The sequence below is a fragment of the Rhizobium sp. K102 genome (genome assembly GCF_022385315.1).
GTDB lineage: Bacteria > Pseudomonadota > Alphaproteobacteria > Rhizobiales > Rhizobiaceae > Rhizobium > Rhizobium croatiense.
The window spans coordinates 590769-609498 of the sequence record NZ_CP092437.1; the positions used below are offsets into that span (position 1 = coordinate 590769).

The 18730-nt window shown below is 62.7% G+C and carries 15 protein-coding genes and 1 pseudogene; 10 read left to right on the top strand and 6 right to left on the bottom strand.

Annotated features, from left to right (window positions below):
* Positions 1–100: 100 nt before the first annotated feature.
* The 6 genes and pseudogenes from MHI61_RS30340 to MHI61_RS30365 all read right to left on the bottom strand — a co-directional run bounded on the left by MHI61_RS30340 (position 101) and on the right by MHI61_RS30365 (position 8425).
* Entirely contained in the window at positions 101–1288 is a 1188-nt protein-coding gene (locus tag MHI61_RS30340; protein ID WP_239793416.1) for a mandelate racemase/muconate lactonizing enzyme family protein, read from the bottom strand.
* A gap of 12 nt (positions 1289–1300) precedes the next feature.
* Positions 1301–2512, bottom strand: coding sequence for a mandelate racemase/muconate lactonizing enzyme family protein (locus MHI61_RS30345; protein ID WP_239793133.1), 1212 nt, complete (start codon positions 2510–2512; stop codon positions 1301–1303).
* Positions 2509–4246 (bottom strand): annotated as a pseudogene (locus MHI61_RS30350) (ABC transporter ATP-binding protein). Before MHI61_RS30350 ends, MHI61_RS30345 begins: the two are co-directional and overlap by 4 nt.
* Positions 4247–4253: 7 nt before the next feature.
* On the bottom strand, positions 4254–5375 hold the full coding sequence (locus MHI61_RS30355; protein ID WP_097607710.1) for an ABC transporter permease: 1122 nt from the start codon (positions 5373–5375) through the stop codon (positions 4254–4256).
* 9 nt (positions 5376–5384) lie between these two features.
* Positions 5385–6371, bottom strand: a complete 987-nt coding sequence (locus MHI61_RS30360) for an ABC transporter permease (RefSeq protein ID WP_239793134.1) — start codon at positions 6369–6371, stop codon at positions 5385–5387.
* Between the two features lie 113 nt (positions 6372–6484).
* A complete protein-coding gene (locus MHI61_RS30365; RefSeq protein WP_239793135.1) occupies positions 6485–8425 on the bottom strand; it encodes an ABC transporter substrate-binding protein in 1941 nt (646 codons plus the stop codon).
* A 364-nt stretch (positions 8426–8789) separates the two neighbouring features.
* Between MHI61_RS30365 and MHI61_RS30370 the strand changes: the two genes are divergently transcribed.
* From MHI61_RS30370 to MHI61_RS30415, 10 genes are all read left to right on the top strand, one after another.
* A complete protein-coding gene (locus MHI61_RS30370; RefSeq protein ID WP_239793136.1) occupies positions 8790–9503 on the top strand; it encodes a FadR/GntR family transcriptional regulator in 714 nt (237 codons plus the stop codon).
* An 18-nt stretch (positions 9504–9521) separates the two neighbouring features.
* Positions 9522–10352 carry an NAD(P)-dependent oxidoreductase gene (locus MHI61_RS30375; protein ID WP_239793137.1) on the top strand — a complete coding sequence of 277 codons (831 nt, stop codon included), beginning with the start codon at positions 9522–9524 and terminating at the stop codon, positions 10350–10352.
* Positions 10349–11236, top strand: coding sequence for an SMP-30/gluconolactonase/LRE family protein (locus MHI61_RS30380; protein ID WP_239793138.1), 888 nt, complete (start codon positions 10349–10351; stop codon positions 11234–11236). Before MHI61_RS30375 ends, MHI61_RS30380 begins: the two co-directional genes overlap by 4 nt.
* 22 nt (positions 11237–11258) lie before the next feature.
* The gene (locus tag MHI61_RS30385; RefSeq protein ID WP_239793139.1) at positions 11259–12209 is read left to right on the top strand and encodes a dihydrodipicolinate synthase family protein; all 951 of its coding nucleotides are present in this window, start codon (positions 11259–11261) and stop codon (positions 12207–12209) included.
* 145 nt (positions 12210–12354) lie between these two features.
* Complete coding sequence (locus MHI61_RS30390; RefSeq protein ID WP_239793140.1) at positions 12355–13941, top strand: ABC transporter substrate-binding protein; 1587 nt, start codon at positions 12355–12357, stop codon at positions 13939–13941.
* 5 nt (positions 13942–13946) lie between these two features.
* Entirely contained in the window at positions 13947–15041 is a 1095-nt protein-coding gene (locus MHI61_RS30395) for an ABC transporter permease (RefSeq protein WP_097664511.1), read from the top strand.
* 4 nt (positions 15042–15045) lie between these two features.
* A complete protein-coding gene (locus MHI61_RS30400; protein WP_097607718.1) occupies positions 15046–15981 on the top strand; it encodes an ABC transporter permease in 936 nt (311 codons plus the stop codon).
* Positions 15978–16832, top strand: coding sequence for an ABC transporter ATP-binding protein (locus tag MHI61_RS30405; RefSeq protein WP_239793141.1), 855 nt, complete (start codon positions 15978–15980; stop codon positions 16830–16832). Before MHI61_RS30400 ends, MHI61_RS30405 begins: the two co-directional genes overlap by 4 nt.
* A complete protein-coding gene (locus tag MHI61_RS30410; protein WP_239793142.1) occupies positions 16829–17572 on the top strand; it encodes an ABC transporter ATP-binding protein in 744 nt (247 codons plus the stop codon). Before MHI61_RS30405 ends, MHI61_RS30410 begins: the two co-directional genes overlap by 4 nt.
* A 201-nt stretch (positions 17573–17773) precedes the next feature.
* Complete coding sequence (locus tag MHI61_RS30415; RefSeq protein WP_239793143.1) at positions 17774–18691, top strand: DMT family transporter; 918 nt, start codon at positions 17774–17776, stop codon at positions 18689–18691.
* Positions 18692–18730: the final 39 nt, after the last annotated feature.

The window sequence follows — 18730 nt, forward strand, 5'->3', positions numbered from 1 at the left end:
CAAAGAGCTAAAGCACGTCGCATGACTCAAATTTGATGCGACGCGCTTTGGAGCAAAAAGAAACTGGCCGCTCCCTACGGCAGCGGCCAGTTTTCGGTTTTTAAGCGAAGGCGTAGGAGCCGTCCGGCCGCTTCGGCACCCGCCGCTGCCAGTGGATGTAGCCTTCCTCTTCCATCGCTTTCTCGTCCATTTCCACGCCCCAGCCGGGCCGGTCGGGACGCAGTTCGAGATAGCCGTCCTTCGGCAGATAGGGATCGACGACGTAGCGGGTCTCTCCCTGGCGCTTCTCGACATCGAGGCCGCCATAGACATAGGCTTGGCCTTTCGGCAGCCGGTATTCGAGGATGCGGAAATTCTGCGCCGCGGCCGAAAAATGCACGTTGACCGCCGTCGCCAGCGGCCCCATCGGATTGTGCGGCGCGACACCGACGAAATAGGCTTCGGCAAGTGTGGCGATGCGGCGCATCTCGCTGATGCCGCCGACGACGCAGATATCCGGCTGGATGAGATCGGCGCCCTTGACCTGCAGCAGACGCAGGAATTCGTTTCTGTTGTAGAGCGACTCGCCGGTCGCAAGCGTGCAGTTGAGGCCCTGTTTCAGGTCGCCCCAGGCCTCGATATTCTCGGGACGCAGCGGCTCCTCGAAAAACAGCGGATCGTAAGGCGCCAGCGCATTGCCGAGCTGGCGCGCCGCGATCGGCTCGAAAATCTTGGCATGCGCATCGAAGGCGATCTCGTATTCGTCGTTGACCGTTTCGCGCAACGAGCGGAAATAATCCGCCGAGGCCTTCACGACATTGCCCCAGCGATTGGAGTGCATGTCGATCCGCCAGGGGCTGAGCTTGAAGGCGGTGAAACCCCAGCCCTCCTTCAGGCGGTCGAATTCCTCACGGGCGGCCGGCGCATCGGGCGCGGTGTAGACCCCGGCATAGACCTTGATGCGGTCGCGCACCTCGCCGCCGAGCAGCTTGTAAACCGGCACGTTCGCGGCCTTGGCCGCAAGGTCCCACAGGCAATGGTCGAGCGCGGAGATCGCGGCAAGGCCAAGCGCGCCCGGCGGGAAGCGGCTCTGCTGGATCAGCAGATTGACCAGATATTCGACGCGTGTCGGGTCCTGGCCGGAGAGAAAGCCGTAGAGATAATCGAGCAGCGGCGGCAGCGCCTTGTCGGGGCCGTGATTGTAGCATTCGCCCCACCCTGTCAGCCCGTCATCGGTATCGAGCGCGACGATCACGCGCGGACGGTCCTTGTCGCGGGTCATGAACACCCGCATGCGGTCGATCTTCATCATTCTGTCCTTCTAGCGATTGAAATAGCTGCGGCGCGCCACGCGCGTCTGCACGTAGACATGCTCGTTGTCGGTTCCGGGATTGTAGGCGCCGGCGGCTTGCGGCACCGAGACATTGCCGGCGCTGGGGAAGCGGGCGACGAATTCCTCGTCGATATCGCAGCCCAGCCCCGGACCATCGGGAACCGCGATCAGTCCGTCGACCTGCTCGGGATGCGGCACGATGGTCTGACGGCGGCCGTCCCAGTCATCGTCGAGCCGCTCGAGGATCAGAGCGTTCGGGATCGCCGCAAGCAGGTGCAAGGCGGCAAATTCGGCCACCGGTCCGAGCGAGCCCGAATGCGGCGCCATCTGGATATGATGGGCCTCGGCCATGGCCGCGATCTTCTTCATCTGCGTGATGCCGCCGGCCCGGCCGGTATCCGGCTGGATCACGTCGACCAGCTCTCTTTCGATCAGCTCTCGCTCGCCGAAGATGGTTGCCGAACGTTCGCCGGCCGCAAGCGGCACATAAGCGGCGTCGCGGATGCGCCGGTAGCCGTCGACATTCTCCGGCGCGATCGGATCTTCCACCCACATCAGTTCATAGGGTTCGAGTGCGCGCGCCAGCCGGCAGGCATCGGCGGGCGTCAGCCAAGGCGGTCCATGCAGATCGATGGCAATGTCCATATCGTTGCCGACGGCATCGCGCAGCGCCGCGACCTTGCGGACGGGATCGGCGACGCCGCCGCACTTGATCGCCTTGATGCCGCGCTCCCTGAGTGCAAGCGCGCGCTCGGGCGTATTGGCATGGGAATAGATCGGGATCCGATCCCGCACCTTGCCGCCGAGCAGCATCCAGACCGGCACACCGAGCGCCTTGCCCTTAATGTCCCAGAGCGCCATGTCGATGCCGGTCATCGCGCCGCCGCCGACCGTTCCGAGCATGCCATGGCCCATCATCGCGGTATGCATCTTCTGCCACAGCCGTTCGATATGCGCCGGATCCTCGCCGATGAGCAGCGGTGCAAGGTCATGGATCGCCGTCTCGACGACGCGCGGCCAACCCGAGCACTCGCCGATACCGGTGAAGCCCTCATTGGTATCGATTTTCAGAAAGAGCCAGTTTCTGGTGCCGCCGAATTGCTTGGAGGTGCGATCGCCGGAAGGCTGGTCGGACGCCCAGTTGGCGGGATCGGGCTGGCCGACATGCATGAGAAACGTGCGGATTCCGGTGATTTTCATCTCTGAGAACTTCCATTCTTCAGACTGTCGGGCTTCAGATTATCCGGCGCGACATAGCGGAAACGCCCGGAACGATCGCGGTCGCGCGGATCGGGGCGCGGGATCGCCGATATCAGCGCCTGGGTGTAGGCGTGCTCGGGTGTGCGGCAGACCTTCTCCGCGTCGCCGATTTCGACGAGCTGGCCTTTGTACATGACGCCGACGCGGTCGCACATGTAGCGAATGACGCCGATGTCATGGCTGATGAAGATATAGGCGAGGCCGAGTTCGTCCTGCAGACGCATCAGCAGATCGAGAACCTGCGAGCGCACGGAGACGTCGAGCGCCGAGGTCGCCTCATCGGCAACGATGACACGCGGATTGAGCGTGATGGCGCGGGCAATGCCGATGCGCTGGCGCTGGCCGCCGGAGAATGCATGCGGATAGCGTTCGCGCGCCCTCGGATCGAGGCCCACTTGCTCCATGAGATGGCAGACGCGCTCGTCCAAAGCCCGCCCCTTTGCAACGCCGTTGACCAGCAACGGCTCGCCGATGATCTGGGAAACGGTCATGCGCGGGTTGAGGGAGCCGAACGGATCCTGAAACACCATGCGCAATTCGCGCCGTGCGGCGGCGAGCGTCTGGCCCTTTGCCGTTGCCAGATCGATGACCTCGCCGCCGGCGCGGCGGTAGAGGATCTCGCCGGCAGTCGGATCGAGCAGTCGCATGATCGAACGGCCCATCGTCGTCTTGCCGGATCCGCTTTCGCCGACAATGCCGAGCGTCTCGCCCGGCAGCAGCGAAATGGAAACATCGTCCAGCGCTTTCAATTCGCCGAAATTCATCGACAGATTGCGCAGTTCGAGGATCGGCGCCGCAGTCCTGTCGAGCGGTGCGCGCGCCAGCCGGATTTCGGCCTTCTGCTCAAGCTTCAGCACCGAACCGATCAGCATGCGGGTATAGTCGTCTTTCGGCGCATGAAAGATCTGCTCGACCGGCCCATATTCCTTCGCCACGCCGTTGTGCATCACGAGCACGTCGTCGGCGATCTGCGCCACGACGCCCATGTCATGCGTGATGAAGAGAACGGCCATGCCGTTCGCCTTCTGCAGCCGGGCGATCAGGTCGAGAATTTCGGCCTGCGTCGTCACGTCGAGGGCCGTGGTCGGTTCGTCGGCGATCAGCAGCTGCGGCTTGCAGGCGAGCGCCATGGCAATCATCGCACGCTGGCGCATGCCACCGGAATATTGGAAAGCATAGCGATCCAGCGCTTTTTCCGGGAAGGGAATCTCGACCTGCTTCAGCAGCGATATGGCCTCCGCCCGCGCCTCCGCCTTGCTCATCCTTGTGTGCAGACGAAGCGCCTCGACGATCTGGTTGCCGACCGTGTGGATCGGCGACAGCGACGACATCGGCTCCTGGAAGATCATGGCGATGTCGCGGCCGCGGATCGCCCGGATCTGGCGTCCGCGCGGATTGAGTTCTGGTCAGATCGGTCGAGCCGCCGTGCCGATCGTTCAGGACGATCGATCCGGCAGCAATACGACCGGGCGCATCGACGATCTGCAGGATCGAACGGGCCGTCACCGACTTGCCGGATCCGCTTTCGCCGACGACACAGAGCGTCTTGCCCGGTTCGATCGAGAAAGACAGATCGTTGACGGCGCGAAAGACGCCGGTGCGCAGCGGGAAATCGACCGTCAGGTTTTTCACCTGGAGCAGCGGCTTGCCGGCAAGGGATACGATATCGGTCATGCCGGCCTCATTTGTTGTAGGGATCGGCCGCATCGCGCAGGCCATCGCCGAGAAGGTTGAGCGCCATCACGGCGACCACGACGGCGCAGCCCGGCATGAACAGCCAGGGTGCGGTGGCGATCGAGCGAATGTTCTGGGCCTCGCGCAGCAGCACGCCCCAGGAGATGGTCGGCGGCTGCAGCCCGAGCCCGAGGAAGGAGAGCGAGGTTTCGGCAAGAATCATCGCCGGCACCGCAAGCGTGATCGACGCGATGATATGGCTGGCAAAGCTCGGCAGCATGTGACGAAAAATAATGCGTCTTTCGCGCACGCCGTCGAGCCTGGCGGCGGCGACGAATTCCTCGGTGCGCAGGGACAGGAAGCGGCCGCGAACCACGCGGGCGAGCTGTGCCCAACCGGTCAGCGACAGGATGATCGTGATCATCATATATTGCAGCGTCGCCGGCCAGTCCTGCGGCAGGGCCGCAGCCATGGCGAGCCAGATCGGGATCGTCGGCAGCGACAGCACGAAATCGATCACGCGCTGCATGAAGAAATCGATGCGGCCGCCGTAATATCCCGAGATACCGCCGATCACGATGCCGAGCATCAACGACAGGAAGACGCCGACAAGACCGATCGACAGCGAAACTTGCGAACCCTGCACCGTTCGGCTGAAGACATCGCGCCCAAGCCGGTCGGCGCCGAAGAGAAGCAGCGGCGTGGTCTTGTCGGGCGAAGCGATCAGATGGATGTTGGTATTGAACAGGCCAAATACCGAATATTCGTAGCCGCGCCCGAAAAATTGGACGTCGACACGCTTCGTCGTGTCTTCCTTGAAGATCGCCGCCAGGGTTTCCGGATCGCGGGTCAGCTTCATCGGATAATAGTGCGGGCCGAAGGAGAACCCGTTCTCGGTATCGATCAGATGCAATTTCTGCGGCGGGTGAAAGGTCGCCCGGGCATTCTGCAGGTACGGATCGTTGATGGCAAAGAAACCGGGAACCAGGGCAACGATATACATCAGCACGGTGACGACAAGCGCCACCATGGCCAGCCGATGCCGGCGGAAAGCCCACCAGATGAGCTGCCACTGCGATGCGACGGCGGCGCGGTCCGGCTGAATGTTTGTCACGGTGATGTCGGCCATATCAGGCTCCTATTCCAACCGGATGCGGGGATCGACAAGCGCAAGCAGGATGTCGCTGATCAGGGAGCCTATCAGCGTCAGGGCGCAGATCAGCAAAACGAAGGCGCCGGCCAGATACATGTCCTGAGCCATCAGCGCCTGCAGCAGCAGTGGTGCTGCCGTCGGCAGGTTGAGAACGATGGCGACGACGACCGAGCCGGAAATGAGATTGGGCAGCAGCCAGGCGATCGTCGAGATGAACGGATTGAGCGCGATCATCAAAGGATATTTCATCAGCAGACGGAACTCCGAGAGCCCCTTTGCCCGTGCCGTCGTCACGTAGGGCTTCGGCAGTTCGTCGAGCATGTTGGCGCGCATGACGCGGATGAGGCTCGCCGTCGAGGAGACGGCAAGGATGATGACGGGAAGCCACAGATGCGAGAAGAGATCGACCATCTTGGCGAAACTCCAGGGCGCGTTCTCGTATTGCGGCGAAAACAGCCCGCCGACATCCTGGCCGAATTCCACCGCCGCGACATACATCAGCACCAGCGCCAGCAGGAAGGATGGAATGGCGAGGCCGAAGAAGGTGAAGGCGGTGAAAAAGTAATCGCCGATCGAATATTTGCGCACGGCGGAAAAGACGCCGATCGGCAGCGCGATCGCCCAGGTGGCGATCAATGTCGACAGCGCCAGGACGAGGGTCAGCGCCATGCGCTCCCAGATCAGGTCGGAGACCGGCTGCTGCCACTCGAAGGAAATGCCGAAATCGCCGCGTAAGAGAATGCCCCACATCCATTTGAAATATTGGACGAGCATCGGATCGTCGAGGCCGAAGCGCTCGCGCAATTGCGCCGCGGTGTTCTGGTCGACAATTTCGTTGGAGGCTGCCAGCGTCGCGATATAGGTGGTGACATAATCGCCCGGCGGCAGCTGGATCAGCACGAAAGCAAGGAAGCTGACGGCGAAGAGCGATGGGATCATCCATAGCAAGCGTTTGGCGATGAAGACCAGCATAAGGCGCCTCTTGCATTAACGTTGCCAGCCGGGCCTCGCCGGCCATCAGGGCCGGCAAGGGGGAAGGCGAACCGAAGAAAGCGCCGTACCGTCGGTACGGCGCTCGATCAAAATCAGCTCGTGAAGGTGAACTGCTGCGGCATCGCCGGCCCCGGATTGGGCCAGGACCAGCTGTCCGGCTCCTTCTCGGGAACATTGCGCAGATTGTTGCGGATGATGCCGAAGCCGCCGACTGCAAGGCAAAGGCCCACAGTCTCGAATTCCTCCGCCGCGATATCGAAGATCTGCTTCATGATCGCGCCGCGCTTGTCGAGATCGGCCGTCGAACGCGCCTCGTCGAAAAGCTTCATGCGCTTCTTCTGGCTTTCCGGCGGCTCCTCGCCGCGCGCGCCGTTGGACGTGTACCAGAGCGTCCAAGGAATGGCATAACGCGAGCCCTGCGGATGGAAGGCGAAAAAGTCGCGCGGGTCGAGCATCGGATCGAGACCGCCCGGCCCCGGCCACACCGCCGCATCATGGGCGTTGTCGTCGCCGCGGGTGTAATAGAGCGCCCGCTCGATCGTATTGACCTTCATGTCGATACCGATCTGGGCCCAATGCGTCTTGACCAGTTCCAGGGCATCGACGAGGTCGGGGTAGAGCGTCGGAATGACGTCGATCGAGAAGAATACCTTTTGGCCGTCGGGCCGGAGGCGGAAACCGTCGCCGCCTTTCTTATAGCCGGCCTCATCGAGCATCGCGCCTGCCTTGTCGGCATCATATTCGGTGAATTGGCGAGCGTATTTCTCGTTGTACCAGGGATGGGTCGGACGTGGCCCGGCCTGGTAGGGTTCGCTCTGTCCGAAATAGACGATATCGATAAGTTCCGGCCGATTGATGCCGATCGACAGCGCTTGCCGGAACGACTTGTCGGCAAACATCTTGCGCATGGCAGGATCTTTGTGGGTGATGTTGAAGTAGATCTGGCACTGTTGCGCGGCGGAAGGCACGAGCGTCAGCAGGCGGTAGTCGCCCTTCTGCATGTTCTGGGACAGCGTTGGCTTGTTTGCGAGCACGCTGATGTGGCGCTCCTGGATGTCGATCTTGCCGGAGATGACGTTCAGCATCAGCGATTCGACGTCCTGCGAAATGCCGAAGTTGATTGCGTCGATATAGGGAAGCTGGTTGCCTGCGGTATCGACCTGCCAGAAATAGGGGTTGCGGGTCATGACGACGCGGGTCGCACCGCCCACATAGGGCTCCTTGACTACCCAGGGATCGAGCGTCGGCTTGTCGACATTGCCCCAGCGCGTCGGAATTTCGATGTCGCCGCAGCGGCTGCGGAACAGTTCCGTCCAGCTGGTGACACCCGCCTTCTTCACATCGGCCTCGAGGTTGGGATTATATTTCGGCAGGAACTGGCTGCAGTAATGCTTCGGGAAGAGCGTCGGATGCTGGCCGAGGGGCGTGGCAAGATTTTCCAGATAAAGCGCGTTGGCCGCCGCAAAGGTGAACTTCACCGTGTAATCGTCGATCTTCTCGACGGTGACCGGCTTGCCCGCGACGGCAAGCTGCGCCGGCGTGGCGCTGTAAAGCTCGGTATTCTTGACGCAGTCTTCGATCGCGAAAACGATGTCGTCAGCGGTGAAGGGATGACCGTCGGACCAGCGCACGCCTTCGATGAGATGGAAGGTGAATTGCGTCGCGTCGTCGCTGACCTCCCAGCGTTCGGCCAGGTTCGGCTGGACGGCGGTGAATTCCAGGTTCCAGCGCACAAGGCTCTGGTTGCCGACCATGCGCAGGATGCCGTTATGGTCCGATGAACCGCGCAGGCCGCGCCGCAGCGAACCGCCATAGGTGCCGACCTTTTCGAACGGCGTCACCACCATCGGCTTTTTCGGCAAACGCTCGGCGAGCGGAGGTAGTTTTCCGTCCTTGACGAGCTGTGCCAATGCCGGCGCTTCACCTCCCGGGGCAGCGAAAGCGCGACCGGTGACAGACAGCGCTGCGACGCCGGCCATACCGCCAAGCACGGCGCGGCGGGTGACACCGCGCGACAGAATTTCATTGGGCATCGAGTTCCTCCCTGTTTTAGACCGGCGCAGCTCTTGTACCGGCTTGTGCGGCGGTCTCCCAACCTGCCGCTTCACGCCCTCCTCGGCGCTACGGACGAAACCATAGCCACGTTCCCAGATGATTACAAGAGTTGACAGATAATTACAGATTCGATAGCGATGCAACATCAAATGGCCCCGCTCCGGCCCGTTCCGAAGTGGATTATGGAATGAAAAGGCCGCTGATCTGTCATATGCTGTACGCCTGCCACTTTGAACAGCGTGGCGCCATTTCGGCGCATGGGCGAGAGACATATTCGGAGCCAGCCTGCCGGCTCGAAAACGCAACGACTGAATGCCGCGTAGCGGGGAGAAAAGGACGATAATGACCGTCGCCATCGATGCCGTTTCCAACAGAGGCGCAACGCGCTTCAGCGACATCATCTACGAGAAGATCGTAGGGATGATCGCGGACGGTACGTTTCCCATAAACGAGCGGCTGCCTTCGGAGACGAAACTCGCCGGCGTTTTCGGCGCGTCGAGACCCGTCGTGCGCGAAGCGCTGGAGCGGCTCAGAACCGATGGTCTCGTCGTCTCGCGCAAGGGGTCGGGCTCTTACGTTCGGCAGCGGCCGGATTCATCGATGCTGACAATGGTTCCGGTCGGCTCGCTCGCCGACGTCCAGCGGTTCTTCGAGTTTCGCGCCGGCCTCGAAGCCGAGGCGGCCGAGCTTGCGGCACGCAATTGGCAGCCGGCCGACAAGGAGCGGATAACGGCCGCACTTTTCTCGCTCGAGCAATGTCTGCGCAACGGCGAGCTCGGCGCCGAGGAGGACCAGGCCCTCCACGACGCAATTGCGGCGGCGACAGGCAACCAGTTTCACATCACCGTTCGCGAATGGTTCAAGCCGCATTTCGCCATAGGCCATTCCGTGACGCGAAGCCTGAGCCTGAAACGCACGCCGGAGCAGATTCGCAGTGTCCAGGACGAGCATGCGGTGATCGTGGAGGCGATCTTCGCGCGGCGGGAGGCCGAAGCGCATGACGCGATGAAGAAACACATACTGAATGCGCGCGCCCGCATGTTTCAGGGGGTTTGAGCGACAATGGGAGGAACGATGAGACGGATCGCCATTACGGGTGCTGCCGGACGCGTCGGGACGCTGCTGCGCCCGTTTCTTCGGCAGCATGTCGAGCATCTTCGCTTGATCGACGTTCATGAACCTGCGGATTTGGCCGAGAACGAAAGCTTTGTCGGCGCCGATCTGTCAAAGCTCGATGAGGCGACGGCGGCTCTGGCTGGCGTCGAGGGCGTCGTTCATCTCGCCGGTCTTGCAGGCGGCGTCGACATGAACGCGATCTTGCAGGCGAATGTCCTCGGCACCTACAATCTTTACGAGGCTGCCCGGATCAACAAGGTCGAGCGGGTGGTCTACGCCTCCAGCAACCATGCGACCGGCTTTTATCCGCGCGGCGAGATCATCTCGCCACTCGATCCCATGCGGCCGGACAGCCCCTACGGGCTTTCCAAATGCTGGGGCGAGCTGGTGGCGGGGCTCTATTACGACACTTCGGGCATCCGTTCTCTATCCATCCGCATCGGCAATGCCGGCACCTATCCGAACAGCGAGCGATCGATCGCGATCTGGATCAGCGCGCGGGATCTGGCGCAACTTGTGCGGATCGGGCTCAGCCATCCTTCGATCGCCGCAACGGTCGTCTACGGGGTTTCCGATACGGACGAGAAATGGTGGGACAACGGTCTGGCGGCGAGACTCGGCTACCAGCCGCAGGACCGGCCGCGCGATCACGCCCACATCGAGGATGGCGCGGAGGGAGCGGTCGCCCGCGCATTCCAGGGCGGCGGTTTCTGCGAATTCAATCACGACGGCACCATTCGCATGCGCGATGGCGAGGGTCTCGCCAAAAACCCGGAGACGGTCTCGTGACGGCGGCGCGCATCATTGAACCGAAGATCCGTTCGGTGCTGCAGCAGCCGCTGACGGTCGGTGAATCGCCCGTGTGGGACGAAGAGACCGGTGCTCTCTGGCTTGTCGACATCCTGGCGCCGGCAGTGCTGCGGCTTTCCCCGGAAGGCACGGTCGACCGCTTCGCAATGCCGGCAGCGGTCGGCTGCCTCGGGCTTTGCCGTGACAACAGGATCGTCATCGGCCTTCAGACGGGCGTCCATCTCTTCGATCCCGTCTCCGGCGATATCGAGTTTCTGTGCGATCCGACCGGGCGCCACGTCAACGGCCGCCTCAACGACGGCAAGATCGGTCCGGACGGACACTTCTGGGTCGGCTCGATCAGCGAAGCCAAGCCGCAGGTGAATGACGCCGCACTTTTCCGCGTCGGTGCCGATGGCAGCGCGCGCGCTGTCGCGACTGGTCTAACGAGTTCCAACGGCCTCGCCTGGTCGCCGGATGGCCGGCGGATGTACCACTCCGACAGCCGGCAATGTTTTCTTCAGTCCTTCGACTTCGATCCGGCGACGGGCGAGCTCGGCGAAGCACGTCAGCTTCGCAGCTTCACCGAGGAAGAGGGGCGGCCGGACGGCGCGGCCACCGATCGCGACGGGTTTTACTGGAGCGCCGGCGTCTCTGCCGGCCGTCTCAACCGGATATCGAGCGAAGGCGAGATCGTCGAAATCTATCATCTGCCGGTGGCGGCGCCGACCATGCCATGTTTCGGAGGGCCTGATTTCAGGACGCTCTTCGTCACCAGCCTGTCGACGGACCGTACCGGACGTTTCGAGGCCGGCACGGTCATCGCCTTCGACGTCGATGCGGAGGGCTTGGCGCCCTTCCGCTTCGGCAATCACTCATTTTGATGGAAAGCGAACGGGGAGAAGAATGAGCATCGCAATCATGCGCAAGGCGCTGACAGGCGTGTCGGGCGTTCCCGTCACGGCCTATGACGGAAAAGGCGAAGTCGAACCGCATATCACCGCGCAGGTTTATGGGCGGGTGGCGGCGGCCGGCATTCACAACATCGTCGCCGCCGGCAATACCGGGGAATTCTATGCGCTGACGCCGCAAGAGATCCGGATCGTCCACGAGGCGGCGGTATCGGGCGTCGACGGCAGGGCGCCGGTGACGGCGGCGATCGGCCGGTCGCTGCGCGAGGCGATCGGCATGGCGAGGGATGCGGCGGCGATCGGGGCCTCCGCAGTCATGTCGCACCAGCCCGTCGATCCCTTCGCCGCACCTTCGGCTCAGATCGATTATTTCTGTAATCTCGCCGATGCCTGCGTCCTGCCGCTCATCGCCTATGTCAGGGCCGACGGCTTTGCGGTCGCCGATATCGTCCGCCTCGCAAACCACGGCAACATTGCCGGCATCAAATTTGCCACAACCGATCTGATGCTGCTGTCGCGCGCGATCCCAGCAGCCGATCCGAACGGTGCGCTCTTCGTTTGCGGACTGGCGGAGAGCTGGGCGCCGACCTTCACCGCTGCCGGCGCGCGCGGCTTCACCTCCGGCCTCGTCAATGTCGCACCGAAGCTCTCGCTTGCGGTCCATGATGCGCTTGAAAAGAGCGATTTCGGCCGTGCAAGGGCGATCGTCAACAAGCTCGAACCCTTCGAGCGGATGCGGACCAAATTCCGCAACGGCGCGAATGTCACCGTCGTGAAGGAGGCCGTCACCTATGCCGGCCTCGACGTCGGGCCGGTGCGCCTGCCGGGGCTGCCGCGGCTCGACCAACATGACCGCGAGGAGCTTCATCGATTGCTGGAAGGCTGGAAGGCCGATGGCGACATTCGATCCGACCCGGGCCGGCGGGACGCGAAGGCGGCCGGCTAGGACAGGGCGATTTAGGCCGATCGGTCTAAATGCCGTTCCAGATTAAAGAGTTAGGCATGGCGCCGGACCACGCGCTCACGCTTTTCGGCACCATGCTTTGAGTTCGATACGATTTTGACAAGCGACAGGATTGGGAGGTCTTGAAATGCTGAGACAAGTACTGACGACGATCGCAATCACCGGTGCCCTGATGGCAGCGCAACCCGCTTCGGCGGCGTCGCCGCCCAACATGCTGGTGATCGGCACCAACCTCACCGGCATCCGAACACTCGATCCGGCTCAGAACAACGCCCGCACGGTGTCCGAGCTGATCTCGAATCTTTACGACAACCTCGTGCAGCTCTCGCCCGACGATCTAAAGACGCTAAAGCCGATGCTTGCGACGAAATGGAAGGTCTCGGCCGACGGCAAGATCATCACACTGACCCTGCGCGACGACGCGGTCTTCCAGAGCGGCAACAAGGTCACCGCCGAGGATGCGGCCTGGTCGATCCAGCGCGTCATCAAGATGGGCCAAGTCGGCTCCACCGACGTCGCACTCTGGGGCTTCACGGCCGATAACGTCGAAAAGCTCGTTCGCGCCAAGGACGAGCATACGCTGGAGATCGAGTTGCCGCAGGCGGTGAATACGGATCTCGTTCTCTATTCGCTGGCCGGCTCTTCGATCGGCATCGTCGACAAGAAGACGGTGTTGTCGCATGAGGCGAACGGCGATTTCGGCGGCGCCTGGCTTTCGGCAAACTCCGCCGGCAGCGGTCCGTTCAGCCTGGCGCAGTGGCGTCCGAACGATGTGGCGATCTTCAATGCGCAGCCGAAATACTGGGGCGGCAAGCCGGCCATGGCGCGTGTCGTTGCCCGCCACATCCCGGAATCCGGCAATCTCCGGCTCCAGCTCGAAGCCGGCGACGTCGATGTCGGCCAGTATGTGGCAAGCGGCGATCTCGATGCGCTCGCCACCAACAAGGACGTGGTGATCGAAAACGTTCCAGGCCTTGGTTTCTACTATATCGCCCTCAACCAGAAGGACCCCGATCTGCAGAAGCCGAAGGTTCGCGAGGCCTTCCAGCATGCCTTCGACTGGAAGGCGATCTCCGGCAATATCATGCGCTATACCGGCTTCCCCTGGCAGTCGATGATCCCGCGCGGAATGATCGGCGCGCCCGAGGAGGCGGCTGTCCGTTATGATTACGATCCCGCCAAGGCCAAGCAACTGCTGGCGGAGGCCGGATATCCCAACGGCCTGAAGAAGGTGCTCAACCCTTCAGGGGCCCCGACCCTGCCCTTCGCGGAGGCGCTGCAGGCGAGTGCGCGCGCCGCCGGTTTCGATCTCGATCTCGTGCCCGGCGAGTTCACGCCCGCCTTCCGCGAGCGCAAATTCGAAGTCCTGCTCGGCAATTCCGGCGCCCGCCTGCCCGATCCCTTCGCTGTCGCGACGCAATATGCCTTCAACCCCGACAATAGCGACGAGGCGCGCCTCGGCAGCTATTATCTGTGGCGCACGGGCATGAAGGTGGACGAGCTCAACACGCTCATCGACCAGTCGATGCGGGAGCGCGACACGGAAAAGCGTACCGACATCTTCAAGAAGATGGACGGCATCTATGCCGGCATGGCTTCGCCGCTCGTCATCTTCTTCCAGCGAACCGACCCCTATGTCATGCGCGCCAACGTGAAGAACTATCACGGGCATACGACATGGTCGACGCGCTGGCATGATGTGACCAAGGAGTAGAGCGCGTGGCGAGTGCCGATCTGACATCGAAGCGGGAAGGCCGCCAGCCAGCGGGGGGCGGGTTCGCCGAGGCGGCTCCGCACCCTCTGCTGAGCCTGCTGCGGCGGCTGGCGGGACGCGTGGTGGCCGTCGTGACGACGCTGCTCGGCCTGCTCTTCCTGACCTTCTCGATGGGCCGCCTGCTGCCTGCCGACCCGGTGCTTGCTATCACCGGGGCGGAAGTCAGCAAGGAGGTTTACGACCGCGTCTACAACGAGCTCGGCCTCGGGCAGCCGATCTGGATGCAGTTCCTCTCCTATGTCGGGAAGATCGCCACCGGCGATCTCGGCATGTCGGCGACGACAGGCCAGCCGATCCTGACCGATCTGATGACGATCTTTCCGGCGACCATCGAGCTTGCCATCATCGCGATGATCATCGGAGCGATCGTCGGCATTCCCTTGGGCATCACCGCTGCGGTCCGGCGTGGGACGATCATCGACCACATCGCCCGCATCGTCGCCCTTGCCGGCCATTCCATCCCGATCTTCTGGACCGGCCTGATGGCGCTCTTCATCTTCTACGCCAAGCTGAAGCTCGTCGGCGCGTCGGGCCGGGTCGACGTCTTCTACGAAGGCCTGGTCACGCCCATGACCGGTTTTCTCTTGATCGATGCGGCGATCGAGGGCCAATGGGACGTGTTTCACAATGCGCTCGGCCACATCATCCTGCCGGCGGCAATCCTCGGCTATTACTCCGTCGCCTATATCAGCCGCATGTCGCGAAGCTTCATGCTGGAGCAGCTCAGCCAGGAATATATCATCACCGCCCGGGCAAAGGGGCTCGGCACCCGCAAGGTCGTCTGGCGCCATGCCTTCCGCAATATCCGCGTGCAGCTCCTGACGATCCTGGCGCTGACCTTCGGCGGCCTGCTTGAAGGCGCGGTGCTGATCGAGACGGTTTTCGGCTGGCCGGGGCTTGGCCAATACCTCACCCGCGGGCTGCAGATGAACGACATGAATGTCGTGATGGGCTCGGTGCTGACGATCGGCGCCGTCTTCCTGACGATCAATATCCTGTCCGACGTCCTCTATCGCATCCTCGATCCGAGAACACGGTGACGCCATGACGATCTCCACCGAAGACGCAGACACCACCCATGCCGGCGGCTTTCGCAACTGGCTGCACGCGCCCGAACCTCAGGGCTGGTTCCAGTCGTCGGCGCAGCAGATCCATCAGGGCTGGCAGAAATTCAGCCTTCACCCGCTTGGCCTCGCCGGCCTAGTCATCATCGTGCTGCTGATCGTCGTGGCGACGGCCGCTCCCCTGCTGACGAGCTACGATCCGATCGTTCAGGACATGGCGGGGCGGCTTGCGCCGCCTTCCGCGGAGCATTGGCTTGGCACGGACAATTTCGGCCGCGACGTCTTTTCCAGGGTGATCTACGGCGCCCGCACGACGCTCTATATCATCATGCTGGTGACGATCATCGTCGCGCCGCTCGGCCTGCTGATCGGCACCTTCTCCGGCTATTTCGGCGGCATCGTCGACGAGATCCTGATGCGCATCACCGATATCTTCCTCTCCTTCCCCGGGCTGGTGCTGGCGCTCGGCTTTGCCGCCGCTCTCGGCCCCGGCATCACCAATGCGATCATCGCCATTTCACTGACGGCCTGGCCGCCGATCGCGCGGCTGGCGCGGGCGGAAACACTCAGCCTGCGCAAGGCGGATTATATCGCCGCCGTGCGCTTGCAGGGCGCGACGTCGATCGCCATCATCACCCGCCACATCCTGCCCATGTGCATTCCCTCGGTGATCGTGCGCGTCACGCTCAACATGGCCGGCATCATCATCACCGCCGCCGGTCTCGGCTTCCTTGGCCTCGGTGCACAGCCGCCATGGCCGGAATGGGGTTCGATGGCCGCCAGCGGCCGCGAATTCATGCTCGACAGCCCCTGGGTGATCGCCGCGCCCGGCATCGCCATCGCGCTCGTCAGCCTCGCCTTCAACCTAGTCGGCGATGCGCTGCGCGACGTGCTCGACCCGAGAGGTTCGGAATGACGCAGCCCCTGATCGATATCCGCAACCTCGAAATCGCCTATGGCGGCGGCCACATGCGCGCAGTGCGCGGCGTCAGTTTTACGCTCGGCCAGGAAAAACTCGGCATCGTCGGCGAATCCGGATCGGGCAAATCCACCGTCGGCCGGGCGATCATGAAACTGCTGCCGCCGACCGCCATGATCAGCGCCGAGCGGATGCGCTTTCACGATCTGGATCTCCTCAAGGCGAACGAGCGGACGATGATGACGATCCGCGGACGGCGGATCGGCCTCATCCTGCAGGACCCGAAATATTCGCTCAATCCCGTTATGCGGATCGGCGAACAGATCGCCGAGACCTACCGCTTCCATCATCCCAAAGTAAGCGCGAAAAAGACCTATGCCCAGGCGCTCAACATGCTCGAAGCCGTCCAGATCCGCGATCCCGAGCGCGTCGCCCGCCTCTATCCGCATGAAATATCCGGCGGGATGGGCCAGCGCGTGATGATCGCCATGATGCTGATCGCCGAACCAGAGGTGCTGATCGCCGACGAGCCGACCTCCGCGCTTGACGTAACCGTAAGGCTCGAGATCCTGGCGCTGCTCGACGAACTCGTTTCACGTCGCAATCTCGGCCTGATCTTCATCAGCCACGATCTCAACCTCGTCCGCAATTTCTGCGACCGCGTCCTCATCATGTATGCCGGCCGCGTCGTGGAAGTGCTGGAGGCACGCGATCTCGACAAGGCCAAACACCCCTATACGCAAGGCCTGCTGGCATCGCTGCCGACGATCGAAGATCCACCCGCCCGGCTGCCGATCCTGAAGCGCGATCCCGCCTGGCTGAATGACCTCGCGGAGACGCAGCGATGATCCGGATCGACAATCTCACCATCCGCTTCGGGCACGGCCAGCGGCCTGTCGTCAAGGACGTAAACCTTGCCATCGAGAGCGGCACGGCGTTCGGCCTGGTCGGCGAATCCGGCTGCGGCAAGTCCACGGTTCTCCGGGCGCTTTCCGGCCTCAACGCCAACTATGACGGTCGCATCGCCCTCAATGGCGAGACGCTGGAGCGCCAGCGCAGCCGGCCGTTCTATCGGCGGGTGCAGATGGTGTTCCAGGACCCCTATGGGTCACTCCATCCGCGCAAGACCATCCGTTCGCAATTGCAGGAACCGCTGCGCAACCAGGGGCTGGACGGGAATAGCGTCGACATGAACGCGGTGCTGCGATCGGTCGGCCTCGACCCGGCGCTCAGCTACCGCTTTCCGCATCAGCTCTCCGGCGGGCAGCGGCAGCGCGTGGCGATCGCCCGCGCCCTGATGCTGAACCCCGACGTCCTGCTTCTCGACGAGCCGACATCGGCGCTCGATGTCTCCGTCCAGGCCGAAATCCTCAATCTCCTGCAGGACCTGCGCAAGGAGCGCGGCCTCACCTATCTCCTCGTCAGCCACGATCTCGCCGTCGTCTCCCACATGTGCAGCCGAGTCGCGATCATGGAAGCCGGCGAGATCGTCGAACAGGTCGACATCGAGGCCTTGCGAAGAGGCGCGGTCGAACATCCCTATTCGCAACGCCTGCTGCGGGCGAGCCGGATGTATGGTAGGGCATAGCCCCTCCAGCCAAAAGACGGCTTGCAGTGCCAATAGCGATCGCGTCGCTCGACGATGACCTTCAGCGGTTCAGCCTTGGCACGCTCTTTCCACGCCCGCCGCCCGCCGTCTGTACACCAGTGAACACTTGACATCGGCCTTGTTAAGATCGAAGCCGCATTCGGCCGCGCATGCGCGGCCGTTTTTGCGAGGATTCGGGGAATGAAGACCAAGGCGGCCGTCGCCAATACAGGAAACCTGATCATGACGGGCGTCGTGCTGATGCTGCTCGGCGATCTGCTGTTTGCGCTGAACGATGCGATGGGCAAGTGGCTGATGACCAGCTTTGCCGTCGGCCAGGTGTTGGTGATACGCTCGCTCGGCGCTTTCATCGTGCTCGGACCGATGATCGCACGGCAAGGGCCGATGGCCTTGTTCCGCGTCGAGCAGAAACGCCTCCAGTTCGTGCGGGTCGTCATGGCGACCGGCGACGTCGCCCTGTTCTATGCCGCCGTCGCCTATCTGCCGCTCGCAGACGTGATGACCTTCTATATGGCCGGGCCGATCTACATCGCCGCACTCTCGCATTTCTTTCTCGGAGAAAAGATCGGCTGGCGCCGGTGGCTGGCCGTTCTGGTCGGCTTCGCCGGCGTCGTCATTGCACTACGTCCTTCGACGGCGATGCTGTCGCTTCCATCCTTCTTCGGCCTTGCCGGCAGCTTCGCCTTTGCGCTCTCACTTGTCATGAGCCGATATCTGCGCTCGACCAGCGACACGACGCTGGTGACGTGGCAGACGGTCGCCGCCCTCGTCACCGGCATCGCCTTGAGCATCGGCAACTGGCAGCCGGCCACACTCCTCGATTGGTCCGGCATGCTGCTGCTTGGCGTTGTCGCCACCTGCGCGCATCTGCTCATCACCCGCTCGCTGAAGCTCGCACCGGCATCGCTGCTGGCGCCGCTGCAATACACGCTGCTGCTCTGGGCGATCGTGCTTGGCTACATCTTCTTCAACGATATTCCCGACGCGCAGATTGTTATCGGCGCCGCCATCATCGTCTTTGCCGGGCTCTTCATCTTCCACCGGAAGAATTTGAAGGAGACAGTTCCGCCTGAAGCCGTTCCACCGGATGGGCATTGATAGGCAGATGCTGTTGGTTGCGGCTTTCACGGGATAAGC

Bases quoted from the DNA above. Each gene is read 5' to 3' on its own strand.
- MHI61_RS30385 (WP_239793139.1), top strand. From the start codon at position 11,259: ATGAGCATCGCAATCATGCGCAAGGCGCTGACAGGCGTGTCGGGCGTT.
- MHI61_RS30390 (WP_239793140.1), top strand. From the start codon at position 12,355: ATGCTGAGACAAGTACTGACGACGATCGCAATCACCGGTGCCCTGATG.
- MHI61_RS30405 (WP_239793141.1), top strand. From the start codon at position 15,978: ATGACGCAGCCCCTGATCGATATCCGCAACCTCGAAATCGCCTATGGC.
- MHI61_RS30375 (WP_239793137.1), top strand. From the start codon at position 9,522: ATGAGACGGATCGCCATTACGGGTGCTGCCGGACGCGTCGGGACGCTG.
- MHI61_RS30410 (WP_239793142.1), top strand. From the start codon at position 16,829: ATGATCCGGATCGACAATCTCACCATCCGCTTCGGGCACGGCCAGCGG.
- MHI61_RS30415 (WP_239793143.1), top strand. From the start codon at position 17,774: ATGAAGACCAAGGCGGCCGTCGCCAATACAGGAAACCTGATCATGACG.
- MHI61_RS30340 (WP_239793416.1), bottom strand. From the start codon at position 1,288: ATGAAGATCGACCGCATGCGGGTGTTCATGACCCGCGACAAGGACCGT.
- MHI61_RS30370 (WP_239793136.1), top strand. From the start codon at position 8,790: ATGACCGTCGCCATCGATGCCGTTTCCAACAGAGGCGCAACGCGCTTC.
- MHI61_RS30365 (WP_239793135.1), bottom strand. From the start codon at position 8,425: ATGCCCAATGAAATTCTGTCGCGCGGTGTCACCCGCCGCGCCGTGCTT.
- MHI61_RS30360 (WP_239793134.1), bottom strand. From the start codon at position 6,371: ATGCTGGTCTTCATCGCCAAACGCTTGCTATGGATGATCCCATCGCTC.
- MHI61_RS30355 (WP_097607710.1), bottom strand. From the start codon at position 5,375: ATGGCCGACATCACCGTGACAAACATTCAGCCGGACCGCGCCGCCGTC.
- MHI61_RS30400 (WP_097607718.1), top strand. From the start codon at position 15,046: ATGACGATCTCCACCGAAGACGCAGACACCACCCATGCCGGCGGCTTT.
- MHI61_RS30345 (WP_239793133.1), bottom strand. From the start codon at position 2,512: ATGAAAATCACCGGAATCCGCACGTTTCTCATGCATGTCGGCCAGCCC.